The sequence below is a fragment of the Massilia sp. W12 genome (assembly GCF_037300705.1).
Taxonomy (GTDB): domain Bacteria; phylum Pseudomonadota; class Gammaproteobacteria; order Burkholderiales; family Burkholderiaceae_D; genus JACPVY01.
The window spans coordinates 898140-921292 of record NZ_CP147776.1 but is presented as its reverse complement, the minus strand read 5'-3'; the positions used below and the strand labels follow the sequence as shown (position 1 = coordinate 921292).

18 protein-coding genes are annotated in these 23153 nt (G+C 57.8%); 5 read left to right on the top strand and 13 right to left on the bottom strand.

Going from position 1 to position 23153, the window contains the following annotated elements; translation table 11 throughout:
* Nucleotides 1-122: 122 nt before the first annotated feature.
* From V8J88_RS03680 to V8J88_RS03670, 3 genes are read left to right on the top strand one after another with little or no spacing between them, the layout of a single operon-like run.
* Complete coding sequence (locus V8J88_RS03680) at nucleotides 123-2402, top strand: ATP-binding protein (protein WP_338847858.1); 2280 nt, start codon at nucleotides 123-125, stop codon at nucleotides 2400-2402.
* A complete protein-coding gene (locus V8J88_RS03675; protein ID WP_338847857.1) occupies nucleotides 2399-5605 on the top strand; it encodes a response regulator in 3207 nt (1068 codons plus the stop codon). The genes V8J88_RS03680 and V8J88_RS03675 overlap by 4 nt, the downstream gene beginning before the upstream one ends.
* Nucleotides 5602-6747 carry a two-component system response regulator gene (locus V8J88_RS03670; protein WP_338847856.1) on the top strand — a complete coding sequence of 382 codons (1146 nt, stop codon included), beginning with the start codon at nucleotides 5602-5604 and terminating at the stop codon, nucleotides 6745-6747. Before V8J88_RS03675 ends, V8J88_RS03670 begins: the two co-directional genes overlap by 4 nt.
* Before the next feature lie 17 nt (nucleotides 6748-6764).
* Here the strand turns inward: V8J88_RS03670 and V8J88_RS03665 are convergent, their stop codons facing one another.
* On the bottom strand, nucleotides 6765-7568 hold the full coding sequence (locus V8J88_RS03665; RefSeq protein WP_338847855.1) for a helix-turn-helix domain-containing protein: 804 nt from the start codon (nucleotides 7566-7568) through the stop codon (nucleotides 6765-6767).
* A gap of 589 nt (nucleotides 7569-8157) precedes the next feature.
* On the opposite strand from V8J88_RS03665, the gene V8J88_RS03660 reads away from it, so the two are divergent.
* Together V8J88_RS03660 and V8J88_RS03655 are read left to right on the top strand one after the other, a co-directional pair.
* Nucleotides 8158-9072, top strand: a complete 915-nt coding sequence (locus V8J88_RS03660; RefSeq protein ID WP_338849829.1) for a triacylglycerol lipase — start codon at nucleotides 8158-8160, stop codon at nucleotides 9070-9072.
* A 109-nt stretch (nucleotides 9073-9181) separates the two neighbouring features.
* Nucleotides 9182-10132, top strand: coding sequence for a lipase secretion chaperone (locus V8J88_RS03655; protein ID WP_338847853.1), 951 nt, complete (start codon nucleotides 9182-9184; stop codon nucleotides 10130-10132).
* A gap of 45 nt (nucleotides 10133-10177) precedes the next feature.
* Here V8J88_RS03655 and V8J88_RS03650 read toward each other — a convergent pair whose 3' ends face one another.
* From V8J88_RS03650 to V8J88_RS03595, 12 genes are all read right to left on the bottom strand, one after another.
* Nucleotides 10178-10900 carry a response regulator gene (locus V8J88_RS03650; RefSeq protein WP_338847851.1) on the bottom strand — a complete coding sequence of 241 codons (723 nt, stop codon included), beginning with the start codon at nucleotides 10898-10900 and terminating at the stop codon, nucleotides 10178-10180.
* Nucleotides 10891-13482 (bottom strand): PAS-domain containing protein, encoded by a 2592-nt coding sequence (locus V8J88_RS03645; protein WP_338847849.1) that lies wholly within the window; start codon nucleotides 13480-13482, stop codon nucleotides 10891-10893. Before V8J88_RS03645 ends, V8J88_RS03650 begins: the two co-directional genes overlap by 10 nt.
* Nucleotides 13483-13585: 103 nt before the next feature.
* On the bottom strand, nucleotides 13586-14788 hold the full coding sequence (locus V8J88_RS03640) for a patatin-like phospholipase family protein (protein ID WP_338847848.1): 1203 nt from the start codon (nucleotides 14786-14788) through the stop codon (nucleotides 13586-13588).
* 37 nt (nucleotides 14789-14825) lie between these two features.
* Nucleotides 14826-16610 (bottom strand): gamma-glutamyltransferase, encoded by a 1785-nt coding sequence (gene ggt, locus V8J88_RS03635; RefSeq protein ID WP_338847846.1) that lies wholly within the window; start codon nucleotides 16608-16610, stop codon nucleotides 14826-14828.
* Between the two features lie 62 nt (nucleotides 16611-16672).
* Entirely contained in the window at nucleotides 16673-17428 is a 756-nt protein-coding gene (locus tag V8J88_RS03630) for an SDR family NAD(P)-dependent oxidoreductase (RefSeq protein WP_338847845.1), read from the bottom strand.
* A 256-nt stretch (nucleotides 17429-17684) separates the two neighbouring features.
* Nucleotides 17685-18341: an adenylate kinase gene (adk, locus tag V8J88_RS03625; RefSeq protein WP_338847843.1), complete on the bottom strand. Its 657-nt coding sequence runs from the start codon at nucleotides 18339-18341 to the stop codon at nucleotides 17685-17687.
* 163 nt (nucleotides 18342-18504) lie between these two features.
* Nucleotides 18505-19269, bottom strand: coding sequence for a 3-deoxy-manno-octulosonate cytidylyltransferase (gene kdsB / locus V8J88_RS03620; protein WP_338847842.1), 765 nt, complete (start codon nucleotides 19267-19269; stop codon nucleotides 18505-18507).
* Between the two features lie 26 nt (nucleotides 19270-19295).
* A complete protein-coding gene (locus V8J88_RS03615) occupies nucleotides 19296-19463 on the bottom strand; it encodes a Trm112 family protein (RefSeq protein WP_338847841.1) in 168 nt (55 codons plus the stop codon).
* Nucleotides 19444-20484 (bottom strand): tetraacyldisaccharide 4'-kinase, encoded by a 1041-nt coding sequence (gene lpxK / locus V8J88_RS03610; protein WP_338847840.1) that lies wholly within the window; start codon nucleotides 20482-20484, stop codon nucleotides 19444-19446. The genes V8J88_RS03615 and lpxK overlap by 20 nt, the downstream gene beginning before the upstream one ends.
* 3 nt (nucleotides 20485-20487) lie before the next feature.
* Nucleotides 20488-20916, bottom strand: a complete 429-nt coding sequence (locus tag V8J88_RS03605) for a biopolymer transporter ExbD (RefSeq protein ID WP_338847838.1) — start codon at nucleotides 20914-20916, stop codon at nucleotides 20488-20490.
* A gap of 13 nt (nucleotides 20917-20929) precedes the next feature.
* Complete coding sequence (locus V8J88_RS03600; RefSeq protein ID WP_338847836.1) at nucleotides 20930-21535, bottom strand: MotA/TolQ/ExbB proton channel family protein; 606 nt, start codon at nucleotides 21533-21535, stop codon at nucleotides 20930-20932.
* Between the two features lie 1099 nt (nucleotides 21536-22634).
* Nucleotides 22635-23027 (bottom strand): hypothetical protein, encoded by a 393-nt coding sequence (locus tag V8J88_RS03595; RefSeq protein ID WP_338847834.1) that lies wholly within the window; start codon nucleotides 23025-23027, stop codon nucleotides 22635-22637.
* Between the last annotated feature and the right edge of the window lie 126 nt (nucleotides 23028-23153).

Here is a 23153-nt window from a genome sequence, read left to right as displayed (position 1 = left end):
GCGTTCCTCCCTGATTAGCAGGCGCAGTGTAGCAGATGCGTCGCACAGCGACATTCCAATCCGCCCGCACACTGGCAAATCCTGTACACTGAAGTTCTTAATTTCTTGCGGAGCGTGTCTGCATGAATTCAGCGCAGCCGGGAAGCCGGGCGGCTGATGCCGGTCCGGTCCTGCTATTTTTTGTCAGCCTGACAATCGCCGCCATCATCGGCCAAACTTGGTGGGCGGTGGCGCAAGATCGTCTGCTGACGCTGGAATCTGAACAAGGCAATGGCTTGATCGCCGTGCGCCTGTTGGAAGAGCACGCCAGCCAAACCTTGCAGGACGCTGAGCGCAAACTCGATACCGTGGCGGCGGCAATCGCGCAAGACCGGCACACCGCACAAAGCTTGCAAGGTGAGCAAATTTTGCAATTAATCAATCAGGGCTTGCATGACAACCGCTTCCTGACCGCACTGCAATACACCAATCCCGCCGGGGAAAACTGGGTGACGTCACTGGATTATCCCGCCTTTCAATTTGACGCCTACGACCGTAATTACTTGCGGTTTCTGTTACGCCACCCGGAGCACAAAGGCGCCATCATCGGTCATCCTTTAAAACGCTTTTATGATCAGCAACTGGTGTTGCCGATTGCGCGCAATCTGTATGACAGCAAACAGCGCTATCTGGGCGTGATCAGCACGGATATCTCGATTTCCTATTTCAGCAATGTCTATGCGCGGGTGGCGAAAAACAGCAACGCCCTGGTTTCCCTGTTCGCCAATGAGGGTTTTGTGGTGTTGCGCTCGCCGTTTGAAATGCGTTATCTGGATATGGATATTTCAGCGCACCCGATGTTGCGCCAGCTCAATGGCGGAGCGCAGGAAGGCTCTATCAGCGGCCAGGGTTTTCTGGATGAGCGCAACGGCGGCGAGCGGCTCTACACTTATCGCAAAATCAGCGGCTATCCGCTGACCACGGTGTTTGCGCGCGATTACAACAGCATATTGGCGGCCTGGAAAAAACGCTCAATCGACCGCGCCCTGTTTTCCGGCGCAACGATAGGCTTTATTCTGATTTTGACTTTTTTCCTGTTGCAACACATCCGCCGCCTGCACCGCTCGGAAGCGTCATTGCGCAACAGTGAAAGCAAATTCGCCTCCCTGTTTCAGCACTCGCCGGTGCCGCTGGCCTTGAAGCGTTTGGATAGCGAGGTGCTGCTGGAAATCAATGATGCGCTGCTGCAGCAAAGCGGCTACAGCCGGGATGAGGTGTGCGGCAAAACCAGCAACATCATCGGCTGGTGGGTCTATCCGCATGAGCGCCAGGCCTATCTGGACTTATTGCTCAAACAACAGTCGGTGGACCGGATCGAAGTGCATATGCGCAGGCGCGATGGCAGCGTTGCGATCTGCCAGTTATCGGCGCGGCTCTTGGACACCGGCGTGGGCAAGCTGATTTTATTTTCCCCGATTGACATCACGCGCCAACGCGAAATCGAAAACCAGATCCGCGAATTGAATACGGAATTGGAGCAGCGCGTGCGCCAGCGCACTGAAAAACTGGAAAATGCGAATCAGGAATTGGGCCAAGCCCTGACTTCACTGCAAACCATGCAAAGCGAATTATTCCGCTCTGAAAAAATGGCGGCGCTGGGCAGCCTGGTGGCCGGCGTCGCGCATGAATTGAACACGCCTATCGGCAACAGCGTCACCGTCGCTTCAACCCTGCAGGAAAGCGCCAATCAAATGTTGTCGGAAGTGCGCGGCGGCAATGCGCGCCGCTCCATGCTGGACAAGTATCTGGAATCGTCGGCCAAGGGCGCGGAAATCCTGGTGCGCAATTTGCACCGCGCGGCTGAATTGGTCAGCAGTTTCAAGCAGGTGGCGGTGGATCAATCCAGCAATCAAAAGCGCCACTTCGATTTGCGCCAGGTGCTGGAAGAAGTGGTGATCACGCTCGAACCACTATATAAAAAAACGCCGTACAACCTGCACCTGGATTTGCAAAGCGGCATCAATATGAACTCTTACCCCGGCCCGCTGGGACAGGTGGTCACCAATTTCATCACCAATGCCTTAGCCCACGCCTTCGAGGGACGGGAACAGGGCAATATGTATCTGGATACCCATTTACTGCCGGACGGCCAGGTGGAAATCTGTTTTTCGGATGACGGGGTGGGCATCCGCGAACAGCACTTGGAACGCGTGTTTGACCCTTTTTTCACCACCAAACTGGGGCAAGGCGGCTCCGGGCTTGGCATGCATATTGTCTATAATCTGGTGAGCGGCGTTCTGGGTGGCCGCATCGCCTTGCACAGCGAATTCGGCAAAGGCACGCGCTTATCCATGATCCTGCCCTTGCAGGCCCCGGAAGCTGGCGAGAGCGTGCGGACATCGCAACACGGGGGACAGGAATGAGGCGCTGGCGCGATTTGAAAATCAGCATCCGGATCGGCCTCGGATACGGCATCTTGCTGTTCTTGATGGCGGGCATCATCTGGGCTGCGGTGCAGGGTATTTCCGACATCGAGCAACATAACCGTCACCTGCTCAATGAAGATTGGCAGGCCACCAAAGCGATTCACACGATTGATGCGAGCGCTTTGCAGGCGGCCCGTCTGGCGCAGGAATTGCTGGTGTCAGACCTGGAACAGCGCAAAACCATTTACCCGCGTATCGACCATGAAAAAAGAGTGATTGACCAGGCCTTCGCCGATTTGCAAAAACACAGCATTCATCCGAAACTGCGCCAACATATTTTCGACTTATCCAGCACGCGCGCGCGCTATTACGATTCATTCATCGAATTAGCGGATCTGGTGGAGGCTCAAGAGCCGGATCTGGCCATGCGCTTATTGCGGCAAAAAACCCTGCCGCATTTGGAAAGCATGTTGAATGAAATCAAGTTGATGGTCAAACTGCAGGAGCATGAAGTCATGCACAGTGCGACTGAGTCCAGCCAGCGTGTGACGCGATTGCGTAACGCCATGCTATTGCTGGGTGTGCTGGCCTTGGCTGCGGGTGCGCTCTCGGTTTGGCGCACGACCCGCTCGATCACCGAGCCGCTTTCAAATGCGGTGGCGCTGGCTGAGCGCGTCTCGCGTGGCGATTTGCGTTGTGTGCCAATTGATCTGAGCCTGGATGAAACCGGCCAGCTCTTGCGCGCACTCGACAAAATGACGCAAAGCCTGGCCGAACAGCAAACGCTGCGGCTGGCGGTGCAGGAAGCGGAAATCGCCTCGCGCTTGAAGTCTGATTTTCTGGCGAATATGAGCCATGAAATCCGCACGCCGATGAATGGCATTATCGGCATGACCCATCTGGCGCTGCAAACCGAACTCAAACCCAAGCAACGCAAATACCTGGAAAAAGTCGATGCCGCTGCTAAAAACCTGCTTGGCATCATTAATGACATCCTGGATTTTTCCAAAATCGAGGCCGGCAAACTCAGTTTTGAAAGCATTCCCTTCCAGCTCGAAGATGTGCTGGAACAATTGGCGGATTTGTCTGTGATCAAGGCGCAGGACAAGGGCCTGGAATTGCTGTTCGACATTGGCCCCGGGGTGCCGGGCAGTTTGCAGGGCGACCCGCTGCGCTTGAATCAAGTATTGCTGAATTTGGTCAGCAACGCGATTAAATTCACAGAACGCGGCGAGGTGGTGCTGTCGATCCGGCGCGCGCAGGACAAATTACCCAGCCCTGGCCGCATCTGCTTGCATATCGCAGTGCGCGATACCGGCGTCGGCCTGTCACAAGAACAGCAGGCGCGCTTATTCACCGCCTTCAGCCAGGCTGACGCCTCGACCACGCGCAAATATGGCGGCACCGGCCTGGGCTTGGCGATTTCACGCCGGCTGGTGCAAATGATGGGCGGCAGCATCGGCGTACAGAGTGCGCCGGGGCAAGGGGCCTGTTTCTACTTTGACGCCGAATTCAGCTTGGCGCAGGAACAATTGGCGGCGCTGCCGCATGCCGCTGAAATCGGCATGCAAAATATGCGCGTGCTGGTGGTGGACGACAACGCCAGCGCGCGCGAAATTCTGGTCAGCATGTTGCACATGCTGGGCTTTGCCGCTGAAGCAGTGGCCAGCGGCGCCCAAGCCTTAGCCGCGATGGAACAGGCGCAGGAGAGGGGCCAGGATTACGGCCTGGTTTTGATGGATTGGCAAATGCCCGGCATGGATGGCGTGAAAGCGATTGAACACATGCGCCGTCATGAGAAATTGGCGCAAGTGCCGGCCTTCATCATGATCACCGCGTATAACCGCGAGGAATTGGAGGAAAGCGCGCGCACGCTGAAAATCGACGCCGTGCTGACCAAGCCGGTCAGTCCCTCCACCCTGCTCGACACCCTGCTCACCTGTTTCGGGCGCGATGCGGTGTACCGTGCGCGCCGGCGTGAACGGGAAGATGCCTCGCATGCCGCCGCACACGCGGTGCGCGGCGCGCATTTGCTGCTGGTGGATGACAATGAAGTCAACCAGGAAGTGGCGCAGGACATTCTGCGCGAAATCGGCGTCAGCGTGGCGATAGCCGGCAATGGCGAACAGGCGCTGTTTATGTTGCGGCAACAAGCTCAAGCTTATGACGGGGTCTTGATGGATTGCCAAATGCCGGTGATGGATGGTTATGAAGCCACACGCCAATTGCGCCGCGATCCCGTGCTCCAGTCCTTGCCGGTAATCGCCATGACCGCTAACGCCATGGTGGGCGACCGCGAGAAATGCCTGGCTGCCGGCATGAATGACTTTGTGGCCAAGCCGATTGATGTCGAGCAACTGTATTGCACGCTGGCGAAATGGATCAAGCCGGCAGCGCGCCAAAGCAGCGCGGCAGCGCCTTCTGCGAGCGCCGCGCCACCGGCCCCATTACAATCCGCGCTGGCGGAATGGGTGCAGCAATTACCGCCGGCAGCGCCGCCCAAACCTGCGGAAATCTTGCCCGACGAGATTCCCGGCCTGGATTTAGAAGGCGCCTTGAAGCGGGTCGGCGGCAACCGCGCATTGCTGCATAAATTATTGCTGCGCTTTGTCGAAACCCAGGCCGATTGGGCCGCCCGACTCTCCCTTGCCTTGGCGCAGCAAGATATGGAAACCGCACAAAGAGAAGCCCACACCATGAAAGGACTGGCCGGCAATATCGGCGCCACCCAATTGCAACACGGTGCGGCGGAGCTGGAAAAATGGATCAAGGAAAAAAGGATGGATGAAGCGGCGCTGACTGATACCGGACAAGGTCAGGCCGCCATGCTGTTCCAGCTGGCGCAATTGATGAAAGAATTGCTGGGACATTTGCGCCGCACGCTGCAACTGAGCAACAAGCCGGTCAGCCACAGCGCGCCGCCCGCGCCGGACGCCAATCCGGCGCCGCTGGATCCCGCCTTGGCACGTAAAATACAACAATCCGGTGCGCAAATTCTGGAATTGATACACGAGAATGACTCCATGGCGATCAAGCGCATGCCAGAATTAAAACCATTGCTGCAGGCCGCACAACAAGACAGCGCGGCGCAAGCGCTGGAGCAGGCGCTGGCCGCATATGATTTTGACGAGGCGGCACAACTATTGCAAAACGCGCTGGCGGCGGTCAGCGCCATGCACGCGGTTGAGGAAAAAATATGAACCAGAATCAAGCTGACAAGCCGGTTATCCTGATTGTTGATGATGTGCCGGAAAATATTGACCTGTTGCGCGAAGTGCTGGAAGGCAATTACCGCACCAAGATTGCGATCAATGGCGAACGCGCGCTGAAAATCGCATTTTCAGAAACCCGCCTCGATTTGATTCTGCTCGATATCATGATGCCCGGCATGAGCGGCTATGAAGTCTGCATGGCCTTGAAAGCCAATCCGGCCACGCGCGATATCCCGGTCATTTTCGTCACCGCCATGAGCGAAGTGGATGATGAGGCCAAGGGTCTGGAAATGGGCGCGGTGGATTACATCACCAAACCGATCAGCCCGCCGATTGTGCAGGCGCGCATTAAAACCCAGCTTGCGGCCAAGCGCGTGAATGATTTTCTGCGCGATCAGAATAAATTCCTGGAGCATGAAATCGAAAAGCGCACGCGCGAGATTCAAGCGCTGCAGGATGTCACCATTCACACCATCGCCTCACTGGCCGAAACGCGCGACAGCGACACCGGCAACCATATCCGGCGCACCTCCAACTATGTCAAAGCGCTGGCGCATAAATTGCGGCTGCATCCGCGTTTCGGTTATTTCCTGGATGATAAAACCATTGAGCTGCTGTACAAATCGGCGCCGCTGCACGATATCGGCAAGGTCGGCATTCCCGACCGCATTCTGCTCAAACCGGGACGCTTTGAACCGCATGAATTTGAAATCATGAAAACCCACACCACTTTGGGACGCGATGCGATTTCCGCCGCTGAGCGCGATTTGGGAATGGAGGTGGATTTTTTGAAATATGCCAAGGAAATCGCCTACAGCCACCAGGAGAAATGGGATGGCAGCGGTTATCCGCAAGGTTTGCGCGGCGATGCGATTCCGATTTCAGCGCGCTTAATGGCGGTGGCGGATGTGTATGACGCCCTGATTTCGCGCCGCGTCTATAAAGAGGGCATGAGCCATGCGCAAGCCGCCGCCATCATCGCCGAGGGGCGCGGCAAACACTTTGACCCGGACATCGTGGATGCGTTTATGGAAATCCAGCAGGAATTTCAGGATATCGCGCTGCGCTATGCGGATTCCGACACGGATATGGAAAAGAAAGAGGCGCAATTGCAGCGCTTCAGCGGCTGAAGCGGCGGACAGCGGACTCAAGCCGCCAGCTGGCGCAAGCGCGCATCCTCTTCGCTGCTGTCCTCGCGCATGCCGCGCACATAGCTGCGCACAAATTGCACCACGCTGTCGGCAAATGCATCGGCATCCACATTCACACTGCCGAATTTCCAGCGTTTCAAATGCCAATCCTGCACCAGCGACATGCAGTGCGCCGCTAACAGCTGGGTTTCCTCATGCCCGAAGCGGCCTGTGGTTTTGAGCAAGCTTGCCAAATGATTTTGCACATTCAATTCCGAGCCTTTGGCGATATCGCGCTGTTCGCTTTGCAAGGTGCGCGACTCCAGGAACACAAAATACGCCCAGGGCTGAAAGATTTCGGACAAATACACATGGGCGCGCAGCAGTCCTTCAATTTCATCCAGCGGCATGGCGACATGTTTAAACCAGCCCGGCAGCAATTCAGTCACATGGCGCACCATGTCTTCAATCATATTCGCCAGCTGATCTTTGTTTTCGATATAGCCATATAAACCGCCCATCGACAAGCCGGTTTCACGGCACAAATCGCGCAGCGTCATGGTGCGGAAACCCACCGTATTGGCGAGGCGGAAGGTGGCTTGAATGATTTTTTGCAGATTGTCGCGCGCCACTTCGCGCCGCTTGACGCCGATGCGCTCGCTGTTGCGCTCCAGCAGATAGCCCCAGATGTTGTGCTCATCAATCGGCAGCGCGGCGCGAAACTGCGCCAGGGTGAACCGCACCGGCAAAGGCGCAAGCTCAAGCGGCGTCTGCACGACGGCGCTGCCTGGCTGATTGGTGCTGTTTGCGGTGCTGTTCATATTCATCTGTATTCGCTTATCTGAATTGTGCTTTTCTGCTGGAAAAGCCGGTTCTGCCCTGCTGCAACACAAAACCGGAGCGGGATTGCGCTGGCGCTGTCTGCATGCCGGCATGGGGCCGGCGCCGGGCTTGTGTTTTATCCGCCAAGCAGACATTAATTGATGGAAACATTATAACATCGCCAGCCTTTTTTTCCCGTTGTTTGCCACTGAGAGTAATCTCTAACTTTTAGCAGTTTAGCCTTTTCCAAGGAAAACCATAGAACAGTTTCGCAATGAGCAAATTCAAAAAATGCATTAGAGAACAAATACTTATAATTGATGCAATGCAATATTTATTATTTGCAACAATACTTTTGGTCGAATGCTTTTTCTACCGTATGCCACCGCCGCAATTTTCCGCATGGCAATTTCCTTAAAGAAACAGAAAAAATATTGGCAAAACTGTTGTCAGTCGAATTTTCTTTGCCTATACTCTTCCTCATTGCAAATCGAGCGCTCGCTCTGCAATGGTTGCAAAGCTTCCCATCTGAAAAGGACGCAGATCCTTCACTTCGTTTATTTCCAGGAGATTACCGTGAAATTTTCCATGCGCAAGCTCGCAGGCTTGGCCCTGCTCGCCACTCTGCCCTTAAGCGGCCAAGCCGCCGGCTACACCCAAACCCAATACCCCATCGTGCTGGTGCACGGCTTATTCGGTTTCGACCGCATCGGCCCGGTGGAATATTTCTACGGCATTCCGGCCGCACTGCGCTCCGGTGGCGCAACCGTATATACGCCGCAGGTTTCCGCCGCCAACGCCACCGAAGTGCGTGGCGAGCAATTGCTGAGCGAAGTCAAACGCATTGTCGCCGTCACCGGCAAGGCCAAGGTGAATTTGATGGGGCACAGCCATGGCGGCCCGACCATCCGCTACGTGGCCTCGGTGCGCCCGGATCTGGTGGCTTCGGCGACCTCAATCGCCGGCGTGAATAAAGGCTCCAAAGTGGCCGACATCATTTTGGGCGTGGCCCCGGATGGCAGCTTATCGAACTCAGTGCTGCGCACCATCGCCGATGGCCTGGGCAAACTGCTGTCGGCACTCTCGGGCAGCCCGAATCTGCCGCAAAACGCGATGGCCGCCGCGCGCTCACTTTCGACCGAAGGGGCGGCGCGCTTTAACGCTGCGCACCCGGGCGGCCTGCCCGCCAGCGCATGCGGCGAAGGCGCGTATTTCGCCAATGGCGTGGCGTATTTCTCCTGGAGCGGCGGAAAAACCTTCACCAATATATTCGATCCGCTGGATGGGCCGATGGCCTTGACCGGGCTGGCCTTTGGCGGCGCGAAAAACGATGGCCTGGTGGCCAGCTGCTCCAGTCACCTGGGGCGCGTGATCCGCGACGATTACGCCATGAACCATGCGGATGAAATCAACCAGAGCGTGGGCATCGTGCATTTGTTTGAAACCAATCCGGTGACAGTGTTCCGGCAACACGCCAACCGCCTGCAACAAATGGGACTGTAAGCCGACCGGCGCAAGCTGCTTTATCGTGGCCGCTTGCGCCTTGCTTGCGCCTGATTCACCGCTGTCATCAGGCGCGCAGCGCATCTGACGCCGCAAACAGGAGAAACACATGATGAAACGCAGCACCCTCGCCTTCACCACCCTGGGCTTACTGATAGGCGCCGTGGGCGGCCTGTATTACTTGGGCAGCCAGACGGAAGAAAGCACTGTGCCGCGCGCACCGCAAGATCCTTACGCCTTTGTCCGTTCGCTGGAAGGTACGCGCACGGATGGCGATTTGAAAACCGGCCCTGGCGACGATCTGGTGCTGGATGCAGAGTTGACGCGCATGTTTGATTATTATTTAAGCGCGCTCGGTGAAAAACCATTGCCGGCGATTATCCAGCAAACCGAGCTGGAATTAAGCCGCAAACTTTCACCCAAGGCCGCAGCACAGGCGCGCCGCCTGTTCGCCAACTATCTGGATTACAAGCGCGCCCTGATCGCGCTGGACAGCAATCCGCAATACGCCGCCAACCAGGAGGGCAAGCAAGCGGCTGCGCTGCGCGCACGCTTTCAAGCCATGCAAGCCGCACGCAGCCGCTTTTTCAGCGCCAGCGAATCCAAGGCCTTGTTCGGCTTTACCGACGCCTACGATCTGGACGCGATTGCGCGGATTGAAGTCAGCGAAGATAAGCAACTCAACGCGCAACAAAAGCAGGACAAGCTGGCGCAAATCGACGCCGCCATGCCGCCCGCCCTGCGCGAAGAACGTGAGGCGCCGCTGCGCATTGCGCGCGCCGAGGAGCAGGTGACGCAGATGCGTGCGCAAGGCGCGAGCGAACAGCAAATCTATCAATTCCGCGCCGCCACCTTTTCGCCGCAAGCCGCCGCCCGTCTGGCGGAAGTGGATCGCGAAGAGGAGCAATGGAAGCAACGTATTGCCGACTTCCTGCAGCAACGCGCACGCCTGCTTGCCGGGCCGGGCGATGAAGCCGGCAAACTGGCTGCGCTGCAGACTTTGCGCGAAAGTAAATTCAGCGCGCAGGAATTGCCACGGCTGGTGGCGTATGAACAGTAGTGAAATGCTGTCAGCAGACGTTTGAGCGCATAGGGCAGGCCAGGCTCAAGCCATCACCCTGCCCTGCAATTCGCGCAATTGCTGGATTTGATATTCGACGGTATTGGTCAAAATCGTCATCAATGCCTGCAATGCAGCGACACTCTTGACCTGGCTTAAACGCGGGCAAATCTGCGCCGCATAGTGCAAACCCAGGGTTTGGCAAGCTTGTTGCACGCTATTGATTTTGCCCTGCTCTTGCGCCAGGCTGCCGGCGGCGTCCAGCCGGTTGCGCCATTCGCGCCCGGTTTGCTCCAGCTGGAATTCAAAGGCTTGCAAATAGCCCTGCAATTGCGCCGGCTGTAATTGCAAGCGGCGCAGGCTGACGCCGGGGGCCTCGATCAAGTCGCGCCATTGTTCGCGCACCAATTGCTCCAACATGCGCCGCACATCATCCAGCACAAAGGGTTTGATCACATATGCGTTGGCGCCGCTTTGCAGCGCGTGCTGCACGGTGTCTTCATCTTCCGAAGCTGACATAAAGACAAAGGGCAGTTTGTCCAAGGGGGGTGCGGCGCGCATTTTTTGCAATAAATCCATGCCGGACAGACGCGGCATGCGGCCATCGCAAAACAGCAGTTGCACCGGCTCGCCCCGGCTCAAATATTCCCAGGCGACCTGACCGTCTTCGGCTTCGATCACATCAAATACGCCCAGGCTGCCGAGCAAATGCAGCAGCACCATGCGCGAGATTGAATCATCATCGACCACCAGCACTCTCATTGGCATTCCCCATTGATGGCGTTGCCTTGCTGCTGCCGGCATTGGGCGACTTTGTCCCGTAAAGCCGGCATGCGCTGCTCCACTTCGTCCCATCGCGCGGCGTCGGCCATGGGCTCCATTTCCAGCAATAATTTGCGTAATTCATGCGTGCCGTCCAGATACAGCGCAGAGCCGCGCATGCTGTGCAAGAGACGGCCACAATCATCGGCGCGACGCGCGCTTAACATTTGCTCGACTTGCGCCAGCTTTTCCAGCACATCATCAACGAAGGCGCCATGCATTTGCTGCCGTATCATGCGCTCGGTGCGCTCTTCTTCGCTGATCTTGCGCATATTGTATGCCGGCGCGGCGCCTTGCGGCGCCAGACCCGGCAGTGCGCCAAACATGGCGTCCAGACTGGCCTGGCTGGCCAGCACGCGCGGCTGCAGCGCGATGCCGCGCGCCAGCTGGCGCTCGATGACTTTTTCCAGCTGCCGGTGCAGCTTGCATTCTTCCACCGGTTTGGACAGAAAACTGTCCATGCCGGCTTGCAGATATTGATTGCGGTCTTGCTCGCTGGCGTTGGCGGTGACGGCGACGATGCAGATATCTTTATCGCGCACCGGCGCATCCGGCATGCCGCCGGAGCGGATTAAGCGGCAGGCGGTGACGCCATCCATGCCGGGCATGCGCCCGTCCATCAAAATCACATCAAAATCGGCTTTGGCCGCCGCCGCCAGGGCCGCTTCGCCGCTGTCCACCACGTCTATCTTGTGCCCCATTTGCTCAACCAGCATGCGGATGATGATTTGATTAGTGGGGAAATCGTCTGCCGCCAAGACGCGCAAGCGGTGGCTGTGCGGCTGCAGATTTTTCGCTTCATCGGCATCGCGTTGCGGGGCCACGCCATCCGGCAGCGGCAGATGAAAATAAAATTCGCTGCCCTGCCCCGGTTCGCTGGAAACGCCGATGCTGCCGCCCATCAGCTCGCACAGCTGGCGGCAAATCGCCAACCCCAGCCCGGTGCCGCCAAAGCGGCGCGTGGTGGCGCTGTCGGCTTGTTCAAATTTCTCAAAAATCCGCCCCAGCGCATCTTGCGCAATGCCAATGCCGCTGTCGCGCACGGCAAAGCGCAGGTGGCTGACGCCGAATTGGCGTTTCTCCAGCGTGACCAGAATCGCCACCCCGCCACGCTCGGTGAATTTGAGGGCATTGCCGATCAGATTGATCAAAATCTGCCGCAAGCGCACCGGGTCGCCCAGCACAAATTGTCCGATTTCCGGGGCCCGCTCCAGCTGCAGGCTCAAGCCACGCTGGCTGGCCTGGGCTTTGAACATTTCCAACACATCGCCCAGCAATTGATACAAATCAAAGTCGATGTTTTCCAGCGTCAGTTTGCCGGCTTCGATTTTGGAGAAATCCAGCAAATCATTGATGATGGTCAGCAAGGCGTGCGCGCTGTCTTCGCCGCGCGCGATCAAATCGCGTGTTTCCGCTTGCAGCAGGGCGTCGCGCAGGGCCAGTTTGAGCATGCCGATCACGCCCGCCAGCGGGGTGCGGATCTCATGGCTCATCAGAGCCAGGAATTCGCTCTTCATCCGGTTGGCGGCTTCCGCCGCTTCCTTGGCCTGCTTCAAATCGTCTATCGAAAGGCGGTCGGTGATGTCGTTATACAGCGTGATGAAGCCGGCGATGCGCCCTTCTATGCTCAGGGGACGGCCTTCGATTTCAACCACGCGCCCGTTCGGCCTGCTGCGCCGGAAGCTGTGCGGCACAAATTGGCGCGCTAAGCCGACCCGCATGCTGACCTGCTCATCAATCTGCTGCGGCGTGCCGCCGCCATACTCGCCGTTTTCCGCCAAATGGCGCACCGCTTCTTCAAATGTGACGCCATCAAATAAATAACCGGGACGCGCGCCGCAAACGCTTTCCCACATCCGGTTCCACAGGAAGATATTGAGGTTTTCATCAATCACGGTCAGCCCGAGCGGCAACTGGGCGATCACGGCGCGCAGATAAGTTTCATTGCGCAAAGCGGCCTGCTCGGCTTTTTTGTGTGCGGTGATGTCGGCATACAGCGAAATGAAGCCGCCGCCCGGCAAAGGCGCGCCGCGCACTTCCAACACCGAGCCATCGGGCCGCACCCGCTGAAACACATGCGGTTGGGACAGACGGGCGCGGGCGACGATTTCCTGCACGATCTGTTCCACTTCGCCGGGACCGTATTCGCCGCGCATGGCGTTGTAGCGGATAAAGTCTTCATAGCGCCGCGCGCCGCTGGCGAATAAGGCTTCAGGAAAATCGAGTAATTCTTTATAGGCGCGGTTGCACGCCAGCATATTCAAATCGGCGTCAAACCAGGAAACTGCGAGCGGAAGATAGTCAAACAGACATTGCAGCATGGGCAGGCTGTGCTGCGCCAGCTGGCCCAGCATCAGCGCGGCGTCGGCAGCGTCGCGTGCGGCGGGACTGAGCGGACTTGGCGGCGCAGCCTGTTCTTGCAAAGCGGCGTCGAGCGCGGCGCGCATTTGCGCAGGCGAACAGCGCTCCCCCAGCGCAGCGCGCATGTGTGTGAAGACCTGAGCGACATCGATTTCCTGCCCTGCCATCCCGCCTCCAGTATGCAGCCAGCGGCCACCCCGTTGAACCCGCCATGTTTGTCTGCGCCCGACTGGCGCTTTGTCACTTCTACCATTCTTGCATCAAGCCTGCTTACTTGGCAAGCGCCGCCACGGGTGGGCGCTGCTGTATGCCGAAGAATGCCAGTACATCGGCGCTTCTTTGCATAGTGTCTTGCTGTCCCAGACGTATCAGTTCGCGTGTATAGCTGGCTTCAAACAGTAAATACGAGGCCAGCGCCGAGCCGCGCGCCTCAGTCGCGCCGATGCCGCCCAGCAAGGTGCGGATCGGGGCCGGCAGGCTGGCGGTATGCCGGCTGGCGATATCATCCAGGCGCTCAGACGGCGCAATCACCAGAATTTGCACCGGGCGCAGTACGGTGTTTTTGCGGAATTCCGGTGGAATATTGGCAATCGTGGCGTTGATGCGGTTAAGCCGCTCAATATCCACTGCCAGACTGTCGAGGAAAATGCTCGACAGCGCATGCCCGGCCACTTGCGCCAGGCTGGGATATTGCGGATTGTCCGGCAGCGCGCGCTTGCTTTCATTCATGCGCCCGGCGCCAATCACCAGCACGCGGTCGGCCCCTAAGTGAATCGCCGGTGAAATCGGGGCTAATTGACGCATCGAGCCATCGCCGCAAAACTCGCGCCGCCCGTTCAAATACAGCGGCGTGGCGGGAAAAATAAAGGGGATGGCGCTGGAAGCCAGCAAGTGTTCGACGCCGATCTGATCTTGCATTGCAATGCGCTGGGTGCGCACCCAGGGTTCGACATCGGCCATGGTTTGATAAAAGGTGATGTGATGGCCTGCGGTATACGATGATGCGGTCACCGCCAGCGCATGCAAAAAACCTTCGGATAAAGCCATATCCAGGCGCGGCAAATCCAGCATGCGGTGCAATAAACCCACCAGCGGCGTATTGTCGAGCAGGGAATTGGGCGGCGCCGCATGCCATTTGCGCAGCAGCCAGCCAAACGAGAGCAGCGAAAGCCAGCGCGCGCCGGAGCGCAGCACGCCCAAAGAGTCGGCGCGGTACACCTGACCGACTTCAAAGTTATGCCAGGTGTCATACAGCTTTTGCACGCCTTCGTCAAAATTATCGGCGCGGCAAGCCAGCGCGGTGGCGTTGATGGCGCCGGCTGAGGTGCCGCAGATGATTTCAAAGGGATTGTGCGCGGGCGGCCAGCCGGCCTCCCACAGGATCTGGTGAATCGCGTGCAGCACGCCCACCTGGTAGGCTGCGCGCGCGCCGCCGCCAGACAGAATCAAGCCGGTTTTTCCCGTATTTTCCATGCCGCTCAGATTAACAGGAAGCACGGGCTTTGGCGAGTCAATCGCCGCGCGCCGCCCCTTCGCGACGCGGATCGGCCCCGCCGGCCCATACGCTTTCGCCATCGCGCATGCGGCGCTCAATCGCATGCAGGCCGGATGTCATTGACCAGGTGCGCAGCTGATGCCCGCGCTGACGCAAGTCTTGCAGCACGGATTCATCAAACGCCCCCTCTTCCACGTCCATACCGCCATTGCGGCTGCCGAAATTGGGCAGGGCAATCGCCTGCTGCACATCCATTTTCCAATCCAGTACGCCGACCAGGGTTTTGATGACGTACAGGGCAATCGCCGGCCCGCCCGGAGAACCGGCGGCCAATTGCAATTTTTTACTGTCACGTTCAAACACCAGCGTCGGCGACATGGTCGAACGTGGCCGCTTGCCGCCTTGCACCCGGTTGGCCACCGGGCCATGCTGATCTGCTGGCACGAAGGAGAAATCAGTCAATTGGTTATTCAGTAAAAAGCCGCCCACCATCAGCCGCGCGCCAAAGCCGTCTTCGATGGTGGTGGTCATGGCCACTGCATGCCCTTGCGCATCGACAATCGAGAAATGCGAGGTCGAAGGCAATTCGGGCGACTGGTCGCGGCCAAACGCCAGCTTATCGTTGGCGCCGGGTTTGAACGGCGGCAAACCGGGCGCGGCCTGACCCAGGCTTTTTTCGCCCATCAAAGCGGCGCGCTGTTTCAAATACTGCTTATCCAATAAAGCCGCCACGCCGCGTCCCGGCAGCGGCACAAAATCGCTGTCGCCGGCATAGTGGTCGCGGTCGGCGTAGGCCAGACGTTCGGCCTGGCTGATCCAGTGCATGGCCTCGGCGCTGATGCCTTGCGCACCCGGTTTTAAGGCGGCCATATCGCGCCCTTCCAACATGCCCAGCACTTGCGCCACTGCAATTCCGCCCGAGGATGGCGGCGGCATGCCGCACACTGTGTACTTGCGATAATCCAGGCATACCGCTTCACGCTTTTTGGCGCGGTAGTCGCGCATGTCCTGCACACTCAATTTGCCGGGATTGGCGGCGTGTTTATTGACTTTATCGACAATCGCTTGCGCTAACGGCCCTTCATGCAGGGCGGCTGCGCCCTTGGCGGCCAGCAGGCGCAGGCTGGCGGCGTATTCCGGGTTTTTCAGCAGATAGCCAACCGGGCGCGCCTTGCCCTGTTCGTCATAAAAATAAGCGGCGGCAACCGGATCGCGTTTTAAAAACGGTTCATCGCTGAGCAATTTGTGTAAGCGCGGGCTGAGCGCAAAACCTTGCTGCGCTAATTGAATCGCCGGTTCAAACAAGCTGGCCCAAGGCAGTTTGCCATGTTCTTTATGGGCCGCCTCCAGCATGCGCATGACGCCCGGCACGCCAACCGAGCGCCCGCCGACAATCGCCTCATAGCGTTTCACGGGGCTGCCGTCGGCTTGCAAAAACAGTTTTTCATCGACCGCCGCCGGCGCGGTTTCGCGGCCATCCCAGGCATGCACGCCACGCCCATCGAAAAACAGCATGAAGGCGCCGCCGCCGATGCCGGACGATTGCGGCTCACACAGGCCCAGCACCAGCTGGGTGGCGATGGCGGCATCGACTGCTGAGCCGCCTTTGCGCAAAATCGCCAGTCCCGCCTCCACCGCATGCGGATTGGCTGCCGCCACCATATGTTTTTTGGCGTAACTCAGTTGCTTGCTTTGTATGCCGCTGGCGCCTTCCGGCGCGGCGGGGTCTTGCGCAGGTGCGCTGTGCGCCAGCGGGGCCAGGGCCAGCAGCAGGGATGGCAAGAGACTGGAGATTTTCATGGACATGGACTGGAATGGGGAAAGGCAGGAGGCAGGCGGCAAGCCGCCTGCCGGATAGCGGCTTACTTCGGTTGCATGCGGATCGCGCCATCCAAGCGGATGGTTTCACCGTTGAGCATCATGTTTTCAATAATGCTCTTGGCCAAATGGGCATATTCCGCCGGTTTGCCCAGACGCGAGGGGAAAGGCACCGATTTGCCGAGTGCGTCCTGCACTTCCGCCGGCATGCCCAGCAACATCGGAGTTTCAAAAATGCCCGGCGCAATCGTCATTACGCGGATGCCATTGCGCGCCAGATCGCGCGCCATCGGCAAGGTCATGCCGGCCACAGCGGCTTTGGAGGCGGCGTATGCAACCTGACCGATCTGACCGTCAAACGCCGCCACTGAAGCGGTGTTGATGATCACGCCGCGTTCGGTGTTGATGGCTTCCTGCTGCGAGATTTCCGCCGCCGCCAGACGCGACATATTAAAGCTGCCGATCAGATTGATATTGATCACGCGGGCGAAGGCGTCGAGCGGGTGCGGGCCATCTTTGCCGACGGTTTTGATGGCGGGGGCGATGCCGGCGCAATTGATCAAGCCGCGCAGACTGCCCAGCTCGCGCGCGGCGGCAATCACCGCCTGGCCGTCGGCTTCGGAGGCGACATCGCATTTGACAAAGCGCGCGCCGAGTTCAGCCGCCAGGGCTTGCCCGGCTTCCTGCTGCAAATCGGCCAGCACCAGACGCGCCCCATGTTGCGCCAATAACCGTGCTGTCGCAGCGCCCAGGCCGGATGCGCCGCCGGTGATGATGAATACATGATCTTGAATTTGCATAATCCCAGCTTCCTCAGTTGATCGCTTTTAAGCTTTAGAACTCATTGATTGTGTCGAAATTTCCAGCAAATACGCCATCCCCCGTTTAGTGAGAACGCGACAGACGCGCTTACTTGTTTCCCGTCCAACTGAGGAATCAAGGATGCCTCTTGCGGATGACGTAAAGCCGGCGCCACGGGATCGCCATGACGCCGGCTGGATCTGTGCGCAGATGAAAAACGGACGTCAGGCGTCCGTTTTGATGCGCATCTGCAATTTAAGCGCCAAGCGCGGCAAAGGCTTTATCGCGAATATGCGTCACTTCGCCGACGCCATCAATTTTGCGATATTGCGGCGCGCCCGGCTGCCCCGATTCCGCCCACTGGTTGTAGTAGCCAAGCAGCACTTCGGTTTGATCGTGATACACCTTGAGGCGGTTTTTCACCGTTTCTTCGCTGTCGTCTGAGCGCTGGATCAAGTCTTCGCCGGTGACATCGTCTTTGCCTTCAACTTTGGGCGGATTGAATTTGACATGATAGGTGCGGCCCGAATCGACATGCACGCGGCGGCCTGACAGACGTTCCACAATCGCCTCATCGGGCACGGCGATTTCCAGCACATAATCAATCGCCACGCCGGCTTCTTTCATCGCCTCGGCTTGTGCGATGGTGCGCGGAAAACCGTCAAACAGATAACCTTGCTGGCAATCCGCCGCTTTCAGGCGCTCTTTCACCAGGCCGATGATGATATCGTCAGACACCAGTTTGCCCGCATCCATCACCACCTTGGCCGCCTTGCCCAGCTCGGTGCCTTCCTTGATTGCGGCGCGCAACATATCGCCGGTGGAGATTTGCGGGATATTGAATTTTTCTTTGATGTAATTGGCCTGGGTGCCTTTGCCAGCTCCCGGCGCACCGAGCAGAATCAGACGCATTGTTTATTCCCTGATACGAGTTTGAATTAGTCTTATTGGCAAAGCGGAAACTGCGCGCCCTGATCAAGCACAAGCATATCCGAAATGCACATCTTTTCTAACTTACCACAGTTTTTAAGCCGTGCGCGCTTTTGCGCACCTTGGCCGCCAAGCAGCGATTGCATCATTTGCCGCCCTGCGCCAGAAAAGCGCGCACGCGCGCCAAATCTTCTGGCGTATCCACCCCGCCATGCGGGGCATGCGGCCAGGTATGCACCGCAATCGGGTAGTCATGCCACAGGACGCGCAACTGCTCCAGCGCTTCCCACTGCTCCAGCGGACTTTGGCTCAAGGTGGGGTAAGTTTGCAAAAAATCATGGCGATAGGCATACAAGCCGATATGGCGCAGCAGCGGCATGCCATGCGGCAGGCAATTCGGGCTGCCCTGAGCCCAGGCGTCGCGCGCCCAGGGAATCGCAGCGCGCGAAAAATACAGCGCACGGCCCGCCTTATCCAGCACCACTTTCACCACATTCGGATTCGCCACATCGGCAATCGCATGCAGCGGATGGGCGGCGGTGGCCATTGGCGTGTCTTGATTGATCAAGGCAGCGGTGGCGCGAATCAATTCCGGTTCAATCAAAGGCTCGTCGCCCTGCACATTGACCACTACCGCCTGCGGCGGCAATTGCATGGCGGCGGCGACTTCAGCGATGCGATCAGTGCCGGACGGGTGATCGCTGCGCGTCAGCCAGGCGCTCACGCCATGGGCCACGCAGGCGGCCAGAATCGAGGCATGATCAGTCGCCACCACGACTTGCGCGGCGCCCGAGGCGCGCGCGCGTTCAGCCACGCGCACCACCATCGGCTTGCCTTGCAAATCGGCCAGCGGTTTATTCGGCAGCCGGGTCGAGGCCAGCCGGGCGGGAATGATGACGTGAAAATCCATAGCGATTCCTGACAGGGTGATCAGGCTCAGGCCGGAATCTGGCGCGCGCCCTCGGTCCACATAATGGGGATGCCATCCCGCACCGGGAAGGCTAAACGGTCGGCGCGGCAAATCAATTCCTGCGCCGCCTTATCGTATTCCAATGGCCCTTTACAAACCGGGCAAACCAGGGTGTCAAGCAGGCGAGCATCCACGGCATTTCTCCAAAATCAGTTGCGCCAGCAGCGGGTCGCAATGCGGAATCACAGGAACCACCCAGATCCGGCCATCCTCGCGCATGCTGGCATGAGTGGCGCATTTTACCGCATCCTTTTCTGTAATCAGGATCAGTTGCGCGTCACTGGCGGCAAAGGGGTTCTGCGCAAAATCGTAGTGGTCGGGCAAGGCCAGCGTCGCCGCCGGCAAACCATGCTGCGCCAGCAGGGCGAAAAAGCGCGCCGGCTCGCCTATTCCGGCTGCCGCCAGAACTGGCGCACCGGCATGACGCTGGCGCAATGCATCCAAACCGGCGGTTTCCTGCGGCGCCTGCAAGCGCCAGCAAAGGCCGGCTTGCAGGCGCATGGTGAAACAGGGTTGCGGCGCATCCGCCGGGGCCGCCTGCCCGCTCACGCCGGCGTTAAACACGGTGAAATCGCGCGCCCGCTCAGGCCCTTCGCGCAATGGGCCGGCAGGCAGCAAGGCGCCATTGCCAACGCCGCGCGTATCGCACAGCACAATTTCGACATCGCGCGCCAGGGCGTAATGCTGCAAACCGTCGTCGGCGATCAAAATCTCCACCTCCGGGTAAGCCGCCAGCAAAGCCAGTCCCGCCTGGTAACGCTGGCGCGCCACAAACAGCGGGCATGCCAGCGCGCGCTTGAGTAAAAGCGGCTCGTCGCCACAGTCTTCGGGCCGGCTGTCGGCGTGCACTTCGCGCACCTCATCGCCGCGCCGCCCATAGCCGCGCGAAATCACCCCCACGCGCACACCCTGCGCCTGCCATTGCCGCACCAGCCAGATTACGAACGGGGTTTTGCCGGCCCCGCCCAGATAAATATTGCCAACCACCGCGAGCGGACGCGGCAAACGGGCGGCGCGCGCCTGCAAGCGGCGCCGGCGCACACTGGAAATCAGGGAGTAGAGAGAAGACAGCGGCAACAGGCTGCGTGAGAGCCAATTATGTGAGCGCCAGCCGGCTTGTAAATACCGGCTGACGCGCCCCTGCATGTCGGCCATGGCTTAACGCTTGCCGCTGGCCTGGGCGGTGAAGGTGATCTTGCCGTAGCCGGCCACGCGCGCGGCCTGCATGGCGTTGATCACTGATTGATGGGTGGCGAACTGATCTGCATTCAAAATCACCACCGGGTCTTTTTGATTGGCGGCTTGCACCACCGATTTCAAATCCAGCGCCAGCCCATCCACATCATGGAAGCTGACCGCGCGGCCATTGAGGGCGTAATTGCCCTTAGCGTCAATCGCAATCACCAGCTCAAACGGCTTTTCCATCGCCTTGTCCGCATCTGCGGTAGGCAGGGTGATTTGCAATTCGGTGTATTTGCTGTAGGTGGTGGTGACCATTAAAAAGATCAAAATCACCAACAGCACGTCAATGAAGGGGATCAGATTGATTTCCGGATCTTCCTGCCCCTGGCCCTTGCGAAAATTCATGATGCCGCCACCTTTATTTGCGCGAACCGTGCACGGTGTCCACGAATTTCACCGCCTGCTGCTCCATCTCCACCACAAAGCTGTTGATGAGGGCGCGGAAATGGCGGTAAAACACCAGCGCCGGCATGGCCACCAGCAAACCAAAGCCGGTGTTATACAGCGCCACCGAAATACCATGCGCCAATTCAGCGGGGTTCGTGCCCTGGCCATTGTGCGCGCCGAAAATCTCGATCATGCCGACCACGGTGCCAAACAAACCCATCAGCGGGGCCAGCGAGGCAATCGTGCCGATTGAGGTCAGGAAACGCTCCAGCTCATGCGCGGCGGCGCTGCCGGCTTCTTCAATCGATTCTTTCATCACATCGCGCGGCGCATTCACATTGCGCAAACCGGCGGCCAGCACACGGCCCAGCGGCGAAGTTTTTTCCAGCGAGTCAACCACTTCAGGGTTGATCTTGCCATTGTGATACACCGTGATCACTTCCTTGAGCAGATTCGGGGGCAGGACGCGGTTGCGGCGCAGATACAGCAAACGTTCAATGATCAGGGCGACGCAAATGATGGATGCGATCAAAAGCGGATAGATCGGCCAGCCGGCCTGGGAAATAATGGAAAACAAAACACACTCCTGTTGAATGATGCGCGGCAAAGCGGGCCTGCTCCGCCCCTCCTTTTGCACTGCCGCGATGACGGCGAACGGGCGGCCTATATGATACAGCAGCGCGGCGGCAATGCGCGCAATCTTGCAAATCAATCACTTGCCGCCCACACCGCATGTGCACAAGTCTGGCTTTGCCCACATTTTTTGTGGACAAGCATGTGCGCAAGCCTTTACACCCATTCCTAAGCTATTGATTTAATACACTATTTTTCCAATGCCCAAAAAACAGGCAATGCCGCTTCAGCCCCGTCCGCCCTGCTCCGGCGCCGCCAGGCGGCTGCAGTCAAGGCGTTTTCCACAGAAAACGGGATGCGCCGGCATTTGCCTTTGCGCACATTTTTTGTGGAAAAAGATGTGCGCAAGCACCGACAGACATCTATAAGCATTTGATTTTATTGAATAAACTATCAATGCTCATTTTTTGGGCAGGCATCTCATCGCTACCCTGCGTGCTTTGTTTAAAAAACATTGTCAATTTACAAGAAAACCCGGCCACCGCCAGCTTATCCCCATCGCCCAAGCTGCGGCCCAGACTGTGCACACATTTTGTGGAAAAGCATGTGGGGAAACGCCGGCACTGCGCTGCAGTCGCTTGATTTTGCAGGATTTTTTTGCACTGCACAAATTTTAAGCAGAACGCTGCGCAGACGCCATCCAGCCTGAAAGCAGGCTTATGCGCCTGCAATTCCGCACCAAAACAGTGCAAAATTCAGCATAAAGCGGCAAATTATGCGCTTACGGGGATAAGTCAGTGATTTTGCACACAAAATGTGGGCAAGCATGTGGACAAGCGCAGTCAGCACTCTATAAGTAATTGATTTGATTGAATTTATTTTTAATGCCTAAATTTTAGGCAGTTTTATTCTGGATAGATATCCACAGAAAACAGCTTTCTGCCAAGCGCTTCCTGCAAAAAGGCGCCATGCGTACAGAACATCTGCGACGCTGTGCACAAATTGCGCGCTCTTCACATTTTTTGTGGAAAAGCGTGTGCGCAAGTTTCCACATAGGATGTTAGGCCATTGATTTAAAACGATTTTTTGCAATTGCACAATTTTTAATCAGCGCACACCTCCCTCACCGCAGTGGCGCATACATTTGCAACCACGGCCTGCTGAAACAGCGGCGCTTTGGCTGTCTTACGCCCTCCTCGCGCGCGCTTTTCTGTCCCTTGCTTCATAGCAGAAAAATGCATTTCTCCACAAAAAACGCCCGCTTTGAGCTGATCTGCGGCAGGCCCAGGGCAGACCGCCGCCACGACTTCAGACAGATTTGCCAAGCCGGCCATGAAGGGATACGCACACGGCAAGCAAAGCGCCGTGACAAGACAAACAGGGGCGGAAGTGGATAACTCAGGCATTTTGCACACAAAATGTGGGCAAGCATGTGGAAAAGCATGAAAAGCTTTGATTAAGTATTTGATTTTATTGAATTTAATTTCAATGCTCAATTTTTAGGCAGTGGAAAACTATTATCTATCCACAGAAAAATCATAATTGCAAAGAAAACAAAATAATGTGCACAAGTTGCAAAGCGCTGAGGCAAGCCGGTCAGCCTGGGGAAAAGCTGCCGGCTT